At 38.9% G+C, this 17,713-nt stretch carries 18 protein-coding genes; 3 read left to right on the forward strand and 15 right to left on the reverse strand.

The window, feature by feature from the left end:
- From HN459_07745 to HN459_07805, 13 genes are all read right to left on the reverse strand, one after another.
- Nucleotides 1–905, reverse strand: a 905-nt coding sequence (locus HN459_07745; GenBank protein MBT3479337.1) for a hypothetical protein, incomplete at its 3' end; no start/stop codon positions are given.
- Nucleotides 906–934: 29 nt separating this feature from the next.
- Nucleotides 935–2,182 carry a chorismate-binding protein gene (locus HN459_07750; protein ID MBT3479338.1) on the reverse strand — a complete coding sequence of 416 codons (1,248 nt, stop codon included), beginning with the start codon at nt 2,180–2,182 and terminating at the stop codon, nt 935–937.
- Complete coding sequence (locus HN459_07755; protein MBT3479339.1) at nt 2,182–2,595, reverse strand: hotdog fold thioesterase; 414 nt, start codon at nt 2,593–2,595, stop codon at nt 2,182–2,184. Before HN459_07755 ends, HN459_07750 begins: the two co-directional genes overlap by 1 nt.
- A gap of 114 nt (nt 2,596–2,709) precedes the next feature.
- The gene (gene ubiE / locus HN459_07760; GenBank protein ID MBT3479340.1) at nt 2,710–3,456 is read right to left on the reverse strand and encodes a bifunctional demethylmenaquinone methyltransferase/2-methoxy-6-polyprenyl-1,4-benzoquinol methylase UbiE; all 747 of its coding nucleotides are present in this window, start codon (nt 3,454–3,456) and stop codon (nt 2,710–2,712) included.
- Nucleotides 3,457–3,497: 41 nt separating this feature from the next.
- The gene (locus tag HN459_07765) at nt 3,498–4,148 is read right to left on the reverse strand and encodes a TetR/AcrR family transcriptional regulator (GenBank protein ID MBT3479341.1); all 651 of its coding nucleotides are present in this window, start codon (nt 4,146–4,148) and stop codon (nt 3,498–3,500) included.
- 176 nt (nt 4,149–4,324) lie between these two features.
- Nucleotides 4,325–4,885 carry a DUF4340 domain-containing protein gene (locus tag HN459_07770; GenBank protein MBT3479342.1) on the reverse strand — a complete coding sequence of 187 codons (561 nt, stop codon included), beginning with the start codon at nt 4,883–4,885 and terminating at the stop codon, nt 4,325–4,327.
- Nucleotides 4,878–6,404 (reverse strand): GldG family protein, encoded by a 1,527-nt coding sequence (locus tag HN459_07775; GenBank protein ID MBT3479343.1) that lies wholly within the window; start codon nt 6,402–6,404, stop codon nt 4,878–4,880. Before HN459_07775 ends, HN459_07770 begins: the two co-directional genes overlap by 8 nt.
- Nucleotides 6,404–7,117 (reverse strand): ABC transporter permease subunit, encoded by a 714-nt coding sequence (locus tag HN459_07780; protein MBT3479344.1) that lies wholly within the window; start codon nt 7,115–7,117, stop codon nt 6,404–6,406. The genes HN459_07775 and HN459_07780 overlap by 1 nt, the downstream gene beginning before the upstream one ends.
- Nucleotides 7,110–8,054 carry an ATP-binding cassette domain-containing protein gene (locus HN459_07785; protein ID MBT3479345.1) on the reverse strand — a complete coding sequence of 315 codons (945 nt, stop codon included), beginning with the start codon at nt 8,052–8,054 and terminating at the stop codon, nt 7,110–7,112. The genes HN459_07780 and HN459_07785 overlap by 8 nt, the downstream gene beginning before the upstream one ends.
- Before the next feature lie 126 nt (nt 8,055–8,180).
- Nucleotides 8,181–8,888 carry a transglutaminase domain-containing protein gene (locus tag HN459_07790; protein ID MBT3479346.1) on the reverse strand — a complete coding sequence of 236 codons (708 nt, stop codon included), beginning with the start codon at nt 8,886–8,888 and terminating at the stop codon, nt 8,181–8,183.
- A gap of 47 nt (nt 8,889–8,935) precedes the next feature.
- Nucleotides 8,936–11,482 carry a T9SS type A sorting domain-containing protein gene (locus tag HN459_07795; protein MBT3479347.1) on the reverse strand — a complete coding sequence of 849 codons (2,547 nt, stop codon included), beginning with the start codon at nt 11,480–11,482 and terminating at the stop codon, nt 8,936–8,938.
- Nucleotides 11,483–11,543: 61 nt separating this feature from the next.
- Entirely contained in the window at nt 11,544–12,392 is an 849-nt protein-coding gene (locus tag HN459_07800) for a homocysteine S-methyltransferase family protein (GenBank protein ID MBT3479348.1), read from the reverse strand.
- On the reverse strand, nt 12,385–12,624 hold the full coding sequence (locus HN459_07805) for a proteinase inhibitor I4 serpin (protein ID MBT3479349.1): 240 nt from the start codon (nt 12,622–12,624) through the stop codon (nt 12,385–12,387). Before HN459_07805 ends, HN459_07800 begins: the two co-directional genes overlap by 8 nt.
- 166 nt (nt 12,625–12,790) lie before the next feature.
- Here HN459_07805 and HN459_07810 point away from each other — a divergent pair, with 166 nt between their 5' ends.
- The 3 genes from HN459_07810 (at nt 12,791) to HN459_07820 (ending at nt 15,747) form a co-directional block, all read left to right on the forward strand.
- Nucleotides 12,791–13,324 carry a hypothetical protein gene (locus tag HN459_07810; protein ID MBT3479350.1) on the forward strand — a complete coding sequence of 178 codons (534 nt, stop codon included), beginning with the start codon at nt 12,791–12,793 and terminating at the stop codon, nt 13,322–13,324.
- Between the two features lie 9 nt (nt 13,325–13,333).
- A complete protein-coding gene (locus HN459_07815; GenBank protein ID MBT3479351.1) occupies nt 13,334–14,029 on the forward strand; it encodes a hypothetical protein in 696 nt (231 codons plus the stop codon).
- Between the two features lie 128 nt (nt 14,030–14,157).
- A complete protein-coding gene (locus tag HN459_07820) occupies nt 14,158–15,747 on the forward strand; it encodes a VCBS repeat-containing protein (GenBank protein ID MBT3479352.1) in 1,590 nt (529 codons plus the stop codon).
- A gap of 186 nt (nt 15,748–15,933) precedes the next feature.
- Here the strand turns inward: HN459_07820 and HN459_07825 are convergent, their stop codons facing one another.
- Both HN459_07825 and HN459_07830 read right to left on the reverse strand, forming a co-directional pair.
- Nucleotides 15,934–17,220, reverse strand: a complete 1,287-nt coding sequence (locus HN459_07825) for an amidohydrolase (GenBank protein ID MBT3479353.1) — start codon at nt 17,218–17,220, stop codon at nt 15,934–15,936.
- Nucleotides 17,221–17,233: 13 nt separating this feature from the next.
- The coding region (locus HN459_07830; protein MBT3479354.1) for an amidohydrolase family protein at nt 17,234–17,713 on the reverse strand (480 nt) is incomplete at its 5' end.

Consider the following 17,713-nt stretch of genomic DNA (forward strand, 5'->3'; position numbering starts at 1 on the left):
ATTGTAATCAAAATCTCCGGAGCCAAATTATTTTTATCTTTTTCGAATTTTGCCTGCCCGTCCGTAGTGGAACGAAGGCGGGTGCTTTTTGTGGCTAAATAATTTTTATAAAGTAGATCACCTGAATATATTACATCATTTACGCCATGGAGATTTGAGATCACATCACCCACCACAGTAACATTCAACTGATTCAGTAATCCTGCTAACTCACGATTCGGCTCCAATTGTCCACCCAAAACCATTACCTTTTCAGATGATTCTAGAATGGACTCAAATTCGCCCCAAACCGATTCTTCAATTTTTTGTTTTTTATTTTTTATGTGTTTCGTAGGAAAAATATTTTCTTCAGAAACACTTTTATTGTTTATTCTCTGCGCTCTCCGTATCTCCGTGGTAAATACAACATCCTTCAAAGATTCAGGATAAAATGGCTCCCGAATAGGAATATTCAAATGCACCGGTCCTTTTGCTCCATCCAAAGCTAAATTCAATGCTATTTCGGCAACATCCATATTTTCTTCATCATAGACAAAACTTCCTTTAATGTGATTTCCAAAAAGATTATTTTGTCGAATTGTTTGCCCATCCCACTGATCAATCCATTCCGTCGGACGGTCAGCCGTGAGTACAATCAAGGGTACTTGCTGATAAAATGATTCTGTGACAGCTGACGCAAAATTCAATGCTGCAGTTCCGGATGTGCAAACCAAAACGACCGGCTTCCCTGATTGTTGTGCCAATCCCAATCCCACAAATCCAGCAGATCGCTCATCCGTGACCGAAATAGTTTCAATATCAGGATGTTTGCCAAATCCAATCAGCAAGGGCGCACAACGAGATCCGGGACAAACTACCGATTTCTCCACGCCAAATTCGGCGCAAAGCCCAACTAAATTGTAAATATGCTGGGTATTTTTTAAAGCCAATGAGTTCAAAGAGATTCTCTTATTTTTTCAATTATATTCTCTGTGTTCTCCGTGTCTCCGTGTCTCTGTGGTAAAGAATTTCCATTCATCACACCTAGTAATGTCTGACATTTCAACGCCGTCTCGTCCCATTCTTTTTCAGGAATAGAATCATGTGTAATTCCTGCGCCTGCATAAAGGACTGCACGTGTTCGTAAAATTTGCATACAACGCAGATTCACATAAAGTTTTGAAATACCATCCATATTTACCGGACCTAAAAATCCGCTGTAAAATTCCCGATTCAAATGTTCATTGGCGGCGATAAATCGCAAAGCTGAAAATTTCGGCATGCCACAAACGGCTGATGTAGGATGAAGTAGATTAAGCATCACAGTCCCTAATTCTGGGAAATGAACTTCATTCAGATCAACAATATATTCCGTTTTCAAGTGAATCATATTCCCGGCACGAACGGACCGTGGGCCTGTTTCGTCAAATTCCCGTAATCGAATTGTTTTAAATTGCTCAATAATGTAGCGACTCACCATAGCCTGTTCTTCAATTTCTTTTTGATTCCATGCCGCTTCAGACACATCTTTATCCAAGGGGAAGGGTTGAGTCCCAGCAACAGAAACCGTTCGGAAATGGTCCGCTGATGATTCAATCAAAAGTTCAGGTGTGGCGCCCATCCAAGTTCCACGACTGGGGATGGAAACCAAGCTCACAAAGGCATCAGGATATGCTTTTTCCATTCGATTAAATTGATCAATAATATCAAAATTTTTGGGCAATGGTTCGTCATAAGTTCGAGCCGAAACCACCTTATCAAATTCACCTTCACCAATGGCAGTTATCCCCTTTTTTACCATGTTAATAAAGTGATTTTTTTGTCCGGAAATTTCTGTATCGGGCCGTGTATTCAAATGAAATGATATTTTTGTATTCTTCTCCGCGTCTCCGAGACTCTGTGGTTCACCAATATTACCATTCCAATTTCCATTTTCATCCGTAACCGCAAGAATATCTGCTTTCAGAAAAAGCGTCTCATTCCCTTCCGGATTCATAAATGGACTAACTATAAATCCCATTTCCGTTTTCTGGAGATCAATTCGACCTTTCGCGGGTGATTCTGTCAAATCAGCCAAAAAATGAATAGACTTTTCCCGTGGACACCGCCAAACAGCAATAGATCCATTTTCGGCCATCGCCCCAGACCAAAGCGATTTTAGATCCATTTTATTACTCCGTGTCTCTTTGTCTCCGTGGTCCATTATTTATCAATCACTGCCAAAGTCAATCGACTCACCGCCACCATTTTTTCATCTTCATTTTTAATTTCAATATTCCAAACTTGGATTTTCCTTCCCAGTTTGATTGGCATCGCTTTCCCATAAACCCATCCATCTCGGGCGCTTCGTAAATGATTACAATTGATTTCAATCCCCACAACGGTTTGCGTATCTCGATTCACTTGTATTCCCCCGGCGATGCTTCCTAATGTTTCGGCCAAAGCAGCCGAAGCTCCACCATGAAGCAACCCAAAAGGTTGGACCGTTCGTTCATCTACAGGCATTTTACCACAGATATAATCCGATCCAATATCCGTAATTTCTATCCCCAGATGATCTACCATCGTATTCTTTCCAAATTCATTTATTTTTTCAAGTGCTATTTTTTTTTCCATAATCTTTTATTAAGTGTTTGAGTGTTCCTGCATTAAAGAATTCAAATTCTAAAATGCTTGAAAGTTTGAATTCATTTTATTTTTTTGTGTATTTTGCGCCTTTTGTGGCAATCTTTATTTTTGACCTATATAAAGTGTACAAACTCCAAAAGTCAGTGGAATGGCTTTACAATTTTTCAATCCCATGGATTCCATTAGTTTCAGGAATTCTTTACGAGTGGGAAAGTTCATAATGGAATCGGCCAAATATTCATAAGCAGCAGGGTTTTTTGTAAACCATTTCGCCAATTTGGGAAGAACGCCATTCAAGTAAAAACTATACGTATTTCTCCATAGACCAGGCTCGGGCGTTGTAAGCTCCAAAACCATTACTTGTCCATCAGGAACAATAATTCTTTTCATTTCAGATAACGCTTTTTCTTTATCCGGAATATTTCGAATACCGAATGCTATAGCGGTCACATCAAAAGAATTATCATCAAATTCGATATTTGTAGCATCGCCCCACTTTAATTCAACACGATTATTTAAATTTTGGGCATCTACTTTTACCAATCCATTATTGACCATTTCTTGGACGAAGTCTACCCCCGTGACATTAACATTCGGATATGTATTGGCACAATCCAAGGCAAGATCACCCGTTCCCGTGGCTACATCTAAAAAGCGATTTGTAGAAAAGAATTTCATTTCCTGAACGGTACGTTTTCGCCAAGCCACATCCCGACGTCCAGATAAGAACCGGTTTAAAAAATCATATTTATCAGTTACAGATGCAAAAATATCTTTAACAATTCCAATTCGCTGATCATCGCTCATTTCACCAACGGATGGATATTCTTTTTGTTTTAATTCATTCATTTTTTTGTGTCACAAAGATGAAAATAACATTAAATGTTTTCTCAGTGTCTTCGCGCCTTCGTGGTTTTGCTAAAACCTTTTGTAAATAATGTTGTTATTCCCATCACCCACTCATCTCTATTAAACTGGTCAGCGTTCCCATAGGATTTTGCTTCGTGATAATTTTTTAAAAATTGATTCAAAATTGAATCCATAAAAAAGATTGCGTGTCTTTTATTTAAATTAGAGTTCAATTCATTTCGATCCATTGCATCTTGAATAATTTCGCCTAAATAATCATTGGATAATTTTTGGAGTTCCGAAACTATTTTCTGACGATTCGGAGAATCTGCCGAATAAATAAGTCGAAAGTAAATTTTGGCCAACCGTGGATGTTCCGCAATGAATTCCACCCCCGAATCCACTATTTTTGAAAGACGTTTTTCAAAAGGAAGATTAACCGTTTCATCCCGCACTTTTCGGAGATAGGATTTCACTTCTCCCAAAGCCAATTTATAAATATGATCATAAAGGACACGCTTTGTCTTAAAATAATTAAAGAGTGATCCCTTGGAAATCCCCGCTTGATTAACAACCGTATTCATGGATGCAGTTTCATAATCCCGTTCTGCAAATTCAGAAATGGACGCATTCACAATCCGCGATTGCTTCTCAGTAGGTAATTGTTCAAATTTGTTCATGGATGAAATCATAATTATTTTTATAATGACCGGGTGGTCAATTTAAGTGTATAATGTCGCAACATGCTACAAATCACTAAATTAATTATTATTTAAATGGGATAGAAAATGGTCGAGAAATAAAACAAAAAATCCTGTCTAGATTTCTCCGGACAGGATTTTAAATCGAGTAGAATTAATATATTCTTTTACAACGAATCAACCGCGGTTGAATCCGATTTAAGCAGTGGCGGTACTTCTCCCCAATAGGTTGGGGAAGTGTTCAATTGCCATGTAATATTGTCATTAGTCTGGTACACTTCTATCTCTTCCCCAATTCGAATATTACTGGAAGCCCATTCTGAATTTGATTTTCCAATGGTAAGCAGGCCTAATGATTCGCCGTTATGATCTTTTAGATTCAGATGTATCCCAGTTGAATCTCCTACATTGAACTTATCCCATTTGGACTGATTATTTGAAACCAATGAAGTCCTTTTTACCGTTAATAATTTATCAAAAAAGCTATTTACTGTATTGTCTTTCACCACCAATGTATCGTTCCCATCAATGGACCAACTTTCACCATTAAAGGAAAGTGAAATGGCTTCTTCTCCGTTAGAAATTTTAAAATTAAAAATATCATCCTGATTAAGATTAAAAACCTTGTCACTATTTGATGAAAGATTACTTTGTTGAAATTGGTTAATCCCAAAAAGAACCACCAACACTCCCAATGCTATCAAAAGCCATTTCATGTTCTTACCCATAAAGTTCCTCTAAGATGTTACTTCTACGCTTTTGTTGGCGCATTCGAACTAATCCAAAGCCAACAATTAGGAAGGAGGGTAAAACAACATTGACCCATTTCCATGTTTTCTTCGCATCATCAGAAACTTCTTTTAAAGGACGTGATGTTATCTCCCTAGAACGCAATGCAATTAAATCGCGGTCACCAATAAGATAGTCCACAGAATTCATGATAAATATTTGATTCTCAGGAGAACGGCCACCCCCTTGGTCAGCCATAAAATCTGAATCGCCAACGAGGATGACTTGGCTCATAATCCCATTTTTTCCTATTTTTTCAGAACGAGCACTCAATACCTTATCTGATTGATTAAACATTCGAATGAATGGGTTTTGCTTTGGATCAGGATTCAAATTGAAATTACCTCTCATCTCGCCCGATTGGTTTGAAGTAAATAGCAATGGAACAAAATTTATATTTCCCATGGAGGAAGAATCCTGTTTTATTTCACTGGCAAAAATAAGTTGAATTTGCTCAAGACCCGCTACTATAGCTTCATTCTTATTGAAAGATCGAATAACAGGTAATAGGGGGTACTCCATTGGCACATTCATACGAATAGGCCCCATTTGCTGTTGAACGTTCACGCGCCCACATATTTTGTCAATAACTAAATTAGGTTCAATAGAAAAACCGTAATCACCAATTAGATCAAAAATATTAGACTGAATTGGAAATGCCTGCTGAACTTGGAGATTTGTTTTTATCCTTCCTTGAGCAAGGAGAAGGTTACCACCTCTTTCAAGATAATCTGATAAATTGGTATGTGCCTCAATTGATAATGAATCAGAAACGCCACCCATAAGTATTGCTGTGATTTCACTAGGAATAGCTTCACTTAAATTCACTGGTTGCACCGTATACCGCTGCCCAAGAAGATTTTGGATATTTTGAAACTGGCTAGTCTGTCCTTCAATTTGAGCGATTCCTACAGTAGGCTTATTGGTTTCAACCAATTTCTTTATCTTGGATGTGATTTCGTATTCTAATCCAGTAGTCGTTTGAATAACAGGGAGCACTTCTTTCTTATCTTCATAAAGGATTACCATCCCCATAAGGACGCGTTTCACTTCCATCTTATCATTCTCAACCACCTGCATTTGGACTGGCATAATGCCCGCCTTCTGTGCTTCCTGCTCAATTTCTTTATCATCTTCCGGACGGAAGAATTCAAAACGGATATTCCCATCAGAGATAGCTTCATACTCTTCCAGAATATCCTGAAGGTAGCGACGGTTGTTTGCATATTCCCCGGGTAAATCATCAGAGAAATACACTTTCATTCTGAGTAAATCATCCACCTGTTTCACGACGGATTCACTCGAAACGGACAGGGAGTACATATTATTATCGGTCAAATCCCAACGGAAAAACCAATTGCGTGAAATTCCATTCAATAGGACCAGGATAACAAAAAGTAGAATCCCTGGAAGTAAAACCGATTTTTTTAATTCAATATTTTTTAAAAATTGTTTCATTATTTCCACCGCCGTACTTCTACCGTTTGAATTGTGAGAAAAATGAAAAAGCCGATCATTGAGAAAAAGTAAATCAAATTCCTTGAATCAATTACACCGCGGGAAATATTTGATAAATGGTAATCCACAGCCAGAAATTGAAATAATCCAGCCAAAGAGTGAGGTACAAAAATCAATGTTTTATCCAACATGTAAAATACAAGAACAACAAAGACTCCAATGATAAAGGCCACAACTTGGTTCTCGGTCACACTGCTGGCATAGGTACCTATCGCCGTGAAGGTAGCGCCCATTAAAGCTAACCCAAGGTAACCGCTGAAAATGGCGCCATAATCCACATTAGTACCAACCGATGCTAACGTGAAAAAGTGAATTGAAGTCGCTACTAATCCAAGAAGGATTAAACAGAATCCTGCCAGAAATTTTCCTAAAACGAATTCAAAGGTCTTAAGAGGTAGAGTCGAAATTGTTTCCATTGTGCCTATATTATTTTCCCGGGCGATCAATCCCATGGCAACTGCCGGAATGAAAAACAGGTAAACCAAAGGTACAATGTCAAATAGCATTCGCAAATCAGATTGACCGAAAAGGAAAAATGTATTGGTGAAAAAATACCCATTCACAACAGCAAAAATAACTAGGAAAATGTAAGCCATTGGACTGTTGAAGTAGCTCTGCATTTCTCTGCGAAAGACGGTGTTAATGTTATGCATTGTTCCCACCTTCTGTCGTAAGGTTGCGAAAGATATCTTCAAGGTTGGTTGTATGAGGAGTCATCTTCAGTATTGACCAGTCATTTTCAACTGCATATTTAAATATATCTTCACGAGAATCCTTGTCTTTTCCATATTCTAATTGAATTTGCTGAATGCCATTTGTTTCACCCATAGAAATAAATTTCACCGATGGCAGTTTGGCTTGAATATGTTCTACCGATTCGAGCGCTGCACCTTTGATTTCCATATTCAAAAGAACATTCCCCATAAAGTTACTCATGAGTTCATCGCTAGTCCCATTGGCCACAATTTCACCTTTGTTAATAATTATGATTCGATCTACGGTTGCTTGAATTTCTTGAAGAATATGGCTGGACATAAATACCAGTTTTTCTTTTCCCAAAGATTTAATAAGGCCACGAATTTCAACAATTTGGTTAGGGTCTAATCCAGTAACCGGTTCATCCAATATCAAAATCTTTGGATCATGAATCATGGCTGCGGCCAAGCCAATCCGTTGTTTATATCCTTTGGAACAATCAGAAATATTTTTGTGAACAACACCCCTTAAGCCGCACTGTTCCACAACTCTTGCTAAGGCTTCTTTGAATGGTCGCCCTATAATTTTGCGAATTGATGCCAGAAATTCGAGATAATCATATACGCGCATTTCTGAGTAAAGTGGATTTAATTCGGGTAAGTACCCGATTTCTTTCTGGATTTCATGGGTATGATCAATGATATTCATATCATTCACCTCAATAGATCCATTGGTCGGGACTAAATATCCCGTCATCATTTTTAGTGTGGTTGTTTTACCCGCACCATTTGCGCCCAAAAAGCCTACAATTTCACCATCCTGAATATTAAAGGATATAGATTTCACCGCTTCAACCGAGCCGTAATTTTTAGATAATTCCGTGACTTTAATCACCCGATTATGATCTCCTCAATTTTTGTTTTTCACTTATGATAATAATAAATGATTGAAATACAATAAACTGTCGTAAAAAGTTCCGGCAAAGTTATAATGAAGAATTAAATAATGCCAATTCTCTTACTACATAGATAAATGTTCTTTTCGCACAAAGGATCGCCAAATTTTCCAATTTTCTTTGTTCGCCAGCATTGAAGTTAGAAATTCCTGTGGATAAGAATCAAAATAGCCATGATCCTCAATGATATCAAAATGGAGATCACCATTTTCCTTTGTGGTGGGAAGAAGAGATTCTTCTTCATCGACTAATTCAGTTTTCCGATATCCCCTTCTTTCACAAAGACCTGAATCTAAGGTTGCTTCCATTCGATACCATTCTCCGTCCACATGAATAGCAGCCAATGCATGATAAGGTAGAACACCATCCGGAATCATTTCTTTATATCGCGTATTCATTAAAGGATGATCTACAATTTTTTGGTATGTCAATGCAGCAGGAATGCCTGCCGCACGAAATAAAGCCGCTTGCAAATTTGATTTTTGATGACACATGCCATTTTTTCCTGCCAATACGGAAGAAGCCTTAAAGTCATTGTCACTTTCAATGATTGGTGCAAAATTGTATACAATTTCATCACGGGTGAAATCAAAAATAGCGCGGACCTTTTCCCAATCGGTTTCAAGGCCCTCTGTGAGTTCCTCTACTTTTTTAACAATTTCAGGATGGTCGTGATCAATCCAATCATCGGCTACAAGGCAGGCGTTAACATCCAATCCGTTTGGATGGGCCATTCCTGTTATTGAAAGTTCGCTTAGTGTTGATGCTGCCATAAATTTCTGTTTGCCTAGATAAAAAGGGTTGAGAAACTACGCTTTATTTATTTTAAATATAGCATTTTCATGGTTCGTGTTTCACCCTCAATTATCAAGCGAGCAAAATACATGCCGGCGGGATTATTTCCCCCATTCCAATTAAATATATGATTACCAGAATTCAAATGATCATTCACAAGTGTTTCAACTTCTCCACCCAATATATTGTATATCACCAAAGATGTTTGGCTATTTTTTGTGAGATCAAATTGTATTGTTGTTGATGGATTAAATGGATTGGGGAAATTCTGGTGTAAGGTGATTTTCTCTGGAATTAGGATTTTATCTGAAATAGATAAAATTTGTTCTGACCCGTAAATTCCTTGAAAGGTTATTTCGTACAGAAGTGCCTCTTCCCCATTGCCAATTGATACTGACTTTGGCTCAGAAAACCACCCCGAATACGTTTGATATCCAGGCCAACTCAATGAAGACAGACTTATCAATGATTCATTAATAAAAGAATTTCCTTGAACCCAATTTTTTATTGGATCGTCTGAGTAGGATAAATTGACATTCCCCTTGATTTGAATAATAGAATGATCTGGAGAATTGGCGTTGTCGGCATAAGTATGATTTCTTGGGACTTGAATTGCAATTTGCACATCTGTTAATATTTGGGAAAATGAAATTGGCTGAATCATATTAAGATAATCATCGGATGTTTCCGGATTTTTGAAAGAACCCAGGTTTGTTACAAGACTATCCATGTGGGATTGATAAGCTTCATTCAAACTCGCATCTCCGGCCATTTTTGTCATTAATGAATCAAACTTTGTCCCATTCCCTGCCATAACAAGTTGATTCATTTCCAACCAATAGCCAAGGTCGTGTGTATATAAATAATCAAATAGTGCTGCCCCATAACGGTAAAAACTCCAGCCGGAGCTGTAGGTTGCTTTAACCACTTCAGGTAGAGACATTCGCTCAGATTGAGTTACAGAAATCTGATTCACAATGGAGTGGCGTGTATTGATGCCATTCAGCCGTGTGCTTCCCGCAAAATATTCTGCTGACCCTTCCCCAAACCAGGTCAATCTTTCATTATCATAGATGTCATGCTGCCACCATAATCCCGGCTCCAAATATCGCCCTTGAAGGTAATGGACGTATTCATGGCGAAATAGTTCTTCTAAAGTGAGTGTACTTTCTTGAGGCGTTCGCTCATAAGTGAAAAATGAACCCCACGATTCTATATACATACCGCCATTATTCGTGCTGAGACCGAAGAGGAAGTTGTTGTAAGAATAATCACTGGGCGAATTATAAATGTAAGCCGTAAGTGAATCATCGGCATGGCCTTCCGCCAGTGGATGATCATTCATTACAATACGATAAAATTGCGCTTCCACTTCTTTCATGGCCCAATACAACGTTTTAATCTTTTTGAGTTCAACACCGTCACCATATCTTACAATAATTTTGCTATCATCAAACCGAATGGTGTTGGGCAATAGTTGCGCTTCAACCTCTTTTTTAATCTGCACTACATCAATCGGATTTCCATCCTCATCGATGCCGTTATAATAAAAATCCAAATATTGAACCGCATTCAGAGAAGGCGCCGTCCACTTACCATGATAGGTAATTACATCGGACAAAAATTGACGTGCCGATTGAATGGGCATATGGAGACCGATCCGAGCACCCCAATACACAGAATTATTAATGAGCCATTCATTATCTTTGGTAAGTTGAATTGTTGTGGCATAAATATCCATCTGCTGAAACACGGAATCAACCAACCCAAAATAGGGGCTGTCCTCACCGGTGTACCGACCATTGAATTGCCAGTGATTGAAAATGCCGTAATCAACACCGCCACCCAACCAATATAGTGCATTGCTTTTATACCAATCCGAAAGGTTGGAATCAAAAATGGATTGAAATGATTTTAATAATGTATCCACTTTGGGGAAAACCTCCACCGGAATGGAACCGATTCCCATTAAAGCGCCAAAAGCAGTGACTGCTTTTACCTGTTCTGATGTACCAAAATCAAGATTAGTATTTCCGCTAAAAGCACGCTGGGCCGACCATGTTTTTTCTTTATGCTTTTGGGTGAGATAAGTATAATCATTGGGAGAATAGAATGCTAAAAAATATCCCGAGCGAACAATTTCAACTAGCGTCTGAACACCAAGATCAGAATCGGAATTTGCCTTCTCGGCGCGAATGACAAGTGAATCAATCATGGCATGAAAGCGCACCGAATCACCATAGAATATTTTTGATTCGTCACTGTTTGTGAAAAGCCCCTTCACTTGGGAATAGTCAATCGTATCCAGTAACGTAATCATGGTGCCAATTGTCATACCCGACAAATCAGACAATGTATAGTCAGCACCTACAGATAACTTTTGTAAAGTTGGCATTTCACCGAATGGTTTTAAATCCAATGGATTCTGAATTGATTCTAAACGATTAGATTCAATCGCACGATTTTGCATGGAACAAAATTCATTGGATTGTGCTGTATAAAAATCGTCCCCCAATATTTGGGCAGTCCCCAACGATAAAATGAATAACGAAATGGATAATAATGGTTTCATTGCAACTTTAAGTTTTGCAGAAATTACAATGTTGCTGACGGACAGAAAGTGACCCAAATCACTAGGCTTGGTTTATTAGCTTATAAATCATTTCAGTATGCTTTGGCGTGGAACCGCAACATGATCCAATTATCATTGGGTTCATTTCAAGGTATTTTGAAATAACATTATTAAATGATATGTCATCCACTTTTTCTTCAATTTCGCCATCAGGCTCAGGTTCAGATAATCCCAAGTTAGGATAAACTCCCCAATCGCCGCTCCAATTATCAATCATGTTTTTCAGCGTTTGATCAGTTTTACCAATCGTGTTGCAATTCAGCATGAGTACATCTACTTTGTCTTTTGCCAATTCATATAGTGATTCCAATGGATGTCCCGATAATAAATGATCGCCATCCTTCACAATTAAACTCAACCATATTTTCATATTATTCACAGAATTGAGTGCAACTTCAATCTCATCCAAATGGCCCATTGTTTCAAACAGAATTACATTCACGCCCGCTTCGTTAAACCATTCCACATTTTCGCCATAGGTGTCTTCTGCAGCTCCCCGCCCTGGAAAGGATTCAGGTTCATAACAATCTTCTATCGATGTAATAGATCCCACCACAACTTTCGGATTTGCAGATCGTGCCAATTCTACTGCTTTCATTAAACTAGACTTTGCTCGTTCAGAAGCACGCATTGGGGAATAATCCGCTTTTCGGTAGGACCATGTAGTCGTGCGGAATGTATTGGTCCCTAAGATGTCGGCGCCGGCGGATACATAATCACGATGAACGGCACTCACAATTTCAGAATCCATAAGGTTCGCTTCTGCCGACCATAATGGTAATGGCAATTTCAATCCGCGAGCCATGAGTTCGGTCCCCATGGCACCATCCATGATAAGTGGTTTATTCACCACAAGCACTTTTACAAGCTTCCATCGTTTTGAATGGGACGACACCTTCACATCCACCCCAAGTAAATTCCTTACATTTACCTTCATCTTGGTCATAATAGTATCGGGGAATTAACGCTTCGCACGGTCCAGTTTCGGGTATTAGAAAACAAGCATCATCCTGTGGATCATCCTTGTTACACGCCATTAATAACAATGGAATTACAATGATCAATTTCTCAAATAATATCATAGCCAAAATTACAGGAATACAACATATTAACTTTCAAATTATTAATGGAAGTAGAGAAGCGATTAATCACATATTTTTCCAATATAAACAAATTACAAATTGAGAACGTATAATAAGTAATACGTAAATTCTTTAATCAAATTATAAAAAATCTACGGGGGTAAAATTGAAATATCTAATTTCCATAGTGCTGATATCATCAGCATTGTTTTCTCAAACACTAAACCTTTTCACAGATTGCCAATTTTGTGATAAAGATTATTTTCGTGAAAAGGTATCCTATGTAAACCATGTGCGCGATCGTGAGGATGCGGATGTACATATGCTGGTCACGTCTCAAACCACCGGTTCCGGTGGAAGTGAATACAATATGATTTTCTATGGTTTGAAAGCCAATGAAGGTCGGAGTGATACCATTACTTTTAATACCGAAGAAACCGCAACCAGTGATGTTATCCGTAAAAAAATGGTGAAGTATTTGCATGTGGGTTTATTACCATATATGAAAAATGATCCCATGATGGAACGATTCATGATATCCTTTGAACCGATTAAAAAAGAAAAGATGGTTACCCCAGTAGATAAGTGGAATAAATGGGTATTCAGAACGAGTTTAAGCGGAAATTTCAATGGACAAAAAACCTATGAATCCCAAAGGCTTTCCGGTTCATTTGGTGCCTCTCGCGTGACAGAAAACTAGAAGATTAGAATGTCTATGCGTATGAGTGAAAATAAAGACAGTTTTGATTATGGCGACTTGAAGTATAAGAGTACTCAAGATTCGAAGAAAATTTCTGGTTCTGTTATAAAATCTCTCGGAAAACATTTTTCAACCGGTTTTTGGGGCTCCCTGTCATCATCGTCTTATAGTAATCTCGATCGGAGTATTGTCATTACACCAAAAGTGGAATATAATTTATTTCCCTATTCGGAATCAAATCATCGTCAAATTCGTGTCGAATATGGCATTGGATATAATGATCGTAATTATGTCAAAGAAACAATTTATTTTAAAATGAAAGAGCAACTGTGGCAACAATCCGCTCGTGTTTCAGCATCATTTGTTCAGCCATGGGGATCCGCCGATGTAAATATTAATGGATCCTCCTACTTGCATGATGGATCAAAAAATCAAGTATCATTATTCACATCATTAAATCTGCGTATTCTCAAAGGATTGAGCGTGAATTTCTATGGTTCTTTTTCCCGGATTAGGGATCAACTCAATCTTGCCAATGAAGACTTGCCGGACGAAGATGTGCTTTTGAGACGTAAAGAGTTGGCTACCCAATTTTCATATTATTCCGGAATAAGTCTTTCATATACCTTTGGATCAAAATTTAATAATGTTGTGAATCCAAGATTTGGTGGAAGTGGTGGTGGTGGTAGAATCATTATAATGTAATTTATTATAGATAGAGTTAGACAGGGCAATACTACTCGCCCCTGTCTAACATATATCTGAATAATCCCCTAACGATTGCCGTAAATTGACTCAAGCACTTTCCGTTCAATCATGGAAAGCCCCCCATTATGAAAAAGCAATTCACCATTCTTTGCTTTAGTCTCCTCTTTTCGAATCCATTGAAAGGTGATTCTCCCAATCCTACCTTTGCATTTGATCAATATGAGGTGGCCACCAATCTCATTGATAATACACGAATCGTTACAGGAAATTTTTTAAGTGCGAATCAAATGATGGATATTGCAATGGTTCATCGAGATTCTACCGGTACAATCAATTTGGATATATACCAATTTCAGGATGACAATTGGCGGTTGGCATTAGACACAACACTTCATCAAAATACAATATTTGTGGATGCGGCCATAATTAATGGAAAAGATCGGCTCGTCACATTTTCTGAGGGTCAATTGAATTGGTTCGACCCCCAAACGGGCAAAACCTCACTTCTGTTGAAACTCCCATTTGAATTCAGGACTGATCCAAAATGGGGCATCCCACAAGTAAGAATAACGCATGACCTCAATAACGATGGACAGGATGATATAATTGCCCCCAGTGTGGATGGATTTTGGGTGGCCACGCAATTATCTGATGGTACATTTTCCGAACCGATTAAAATCGGTCCGCCAGAGCCATACCTTAACCAAAGCACATTTGATGATAAACGCAATTATGGTGAAGTGGGAATCAATGCCATGACGATTCCTTGGTATCTCAGCCGTGTTCACAATTTTGACTATAATCAGGACGGCCGCAAAGACCTCATTTTTTGGAATGAGGATCATTTTGATGTATATGTTCAAATTGAAGATGGCTCATTCGCAACCAATCCTATCACCTTCCAAACGGATGTACATTTTGACTCTGACGGCACATATTCTATCGTTTTCAGTTTTGCTCAATCCAATACATTCTCACTCATTTTCGGCACTCGAAAATCCACGAACTTTACCGTACTCCATTCCATTGAAGATATGAACGGAGATGGCATCCCTGATTTAGTAACGCATTCTCTCACGGGCCGCAGTGTGTTTAAAATGAAGAGTCGATACATTGTCCATTTTGGTTCAGCAACTAATGGTGGGATTTTATTTTCAAAATATCAGGCTACTGCGGCCAATTCAGACGGTAAAGGCGGAGCAACCCAATCCGGTGGTTACGCCAATCAATGGTTAAGGGATATTGATGGAGACGGCAACACAGATATTATCCGATATGATGTTAAGATTGGACTCACGGGGATGATCAATGTTTTACTCGGGAGACATCTTATCATTAATTTTGAAACCCATAGAATGGTTGGGGGTCGATTCCTTTCACATCCGGATGGAAAGAAAAAAATCAAGGCGCATGTAAATATTTATGATGAAAAAGGTGGGTTTTTCCCCTTTATGCTATTGGGCGATTTAAGCGGTGATGGCTTGGCAGAATTACTGGTGGCGACAAAAAAGAATGAAATACAGATCTTTGGCGGTCAACCTGAATTGAATATTTTAAACACTGAACCCATCAAAGTTAATTTATTGGTGCCAAGTATGGAAACAGGCACTTGGCTAAAGGATTTAAACCAAGATGGAAAGCAAGATATCCTTTTGTACTATCATACAAAAGAAAAGGAGAAACCTTTTCGTCTCGTTACATTGATTACAAAATGATTTTGGTAAAGACGATCCGGCGGATCGTCTTTACATCAATTTTGTAAACACGCCCTGAATCTCCCAGCAATTCGCATCAACAATGAAAATGATTTTATGTATAGACGCATTGTCTGCTGGGTAACGGATTCCTTTCGATTTCGACATGAAGATAAAGACGTAGCATGCTACGTCTCGACATTTATACTATTGATTCAAATACAAATAATCCACCGCCAGTTGGGCCAAGGATTTCATACCGAATTTTAAATTCCGCTCATCTGCGGCAAAATAGGGTGAATGATTTGATGACGCTTTAGATGGATCCACCGCAACACCATTAAAAAAATACAATCCCGGGGCGTGATCGGTGAAAAATGGAAAATCCTCTGCACCGGTGACGTATGGTCTTTCGATCACATTTTTATCGCCATACACGCGACGCAAAGAGGGCAGCATCTGCTCCGTCAAAGACGGATCATTGTAAGTTACTTTAGCAATTCCACTAAATATTTCCAATTTTGCTTTTGCACCGGAAGCGGCAGCGATCATTTCAACTTTATTCCGAATACTGGCATGAATCTGTTGACGCACTTCTTCATTAAATGTGCGAATGGTTCCTTCCATCACCACTTCTTCCGGAATAATATTATTCCGAATACCACCATGAATGGACCCAATTGTAACAATTGCCGGGACTTTTGTAATATCAACTTCTCTTGCCACAATTGTTTGCAGTGCATTAATTATTTGAGATGAAATAGCAATGGGATCCACACCGCCCCAAGGCACAGCGCCGTGGGTTTGAACACCGGTTACAGTAATTCTCATCCGCTCAGCCGCAGCCATCATTGGTCCAGAACGATATTGGGCAGTTCCCAATAATACCGGCCAGGCATGGAGTCCAAAAATGGCATCAACTTTGGGATTATCCATTACGCCTTCTTCTACCATATACGGCGCGCCGCCCTTTTCACCCAAAGGTGGACCCTCTTCCGCCGGTTGGAAAATAAATTTGACTGTTCCCGGTAAATCTTCTCGAATACTGGCCAAGATCTCCGCCGTGCCCATAAGCCCCGAAATATGATTATCATGGCCACAAGCATGCATCACATCCACTTCTTTATCTTGATAAATACCTTTCGCTTTGGAGGCGAATGGAAGGTCCACTTTTTCTTTTACCGGTAGGCCATCCATATCGGCGCGAAGGGCTACAACTTTCCCGGGCTTACCGCCTTTTAAAAGTCCAACCACACCTGTATGGGCCACACCAGTTTGAACTTCCATCCCAAGTGAGAGTAGATGAGCAGCTACTTTTTCTGCCGTGCGGAATTCTCGATTAGACAGCTCCGGATTCTCATGAAAATCCCGGCGCCATTCAATAACTTTTCTCTCAATTCGATCAGCCATTTGGTCAATTTGATTGTTGAGATTTTCCGGTGTTTGACCGAAAACAAAACTGAGGGCCAAAGCCCCAATTATTAGTCGTTTCATTGATATCTTTCTGTTAATATTTCTTTAGGTCACCATCACGACGTTTGGCCTTTTTGACCATATTTTCCACATCTTTCAAAAGCTGTTTGGCATCATAAACGATGCCGTCTTTAATGGTGTATTTCACACCGCCCACACGAACCACTTCATTCTTCTCATTGATCTTGATTGCGCCGGTTCCGTAGAGAACCTTGAAATTTGCAAGGGGGTTTTCATCCACAATAACAAGGTCTGCCAACATCCCCTTTTTCACCATTCCAAAATTTACAGGTGTCCCCAATGGTTTATGGAGTGTTTCCGCACCATGAAGGGTTGCTGCTCGCACCACTTCCAGCGGATGGAAACCAGCTTCTTGCAACAATTCCATTTCTTCAACAAACCCAAATCCATAAAGTTTATAAATGAATCCACTATCAGAACCGGTAGTTACTCGGCCACCAGCATTTTTGTATTCATTTAAGAATTGCATCCATACTTGGTAGAATTTTTTCCA

The organism is Candidatus Neomarinimicrobiota bacterium (assembly GCA_018647265.1).
Taxonomy (GTDB): domain Bacteria; phylum Fidelibacterota; class Marinisomatia; order Marinisomatales; family TCS55; genus TCS55.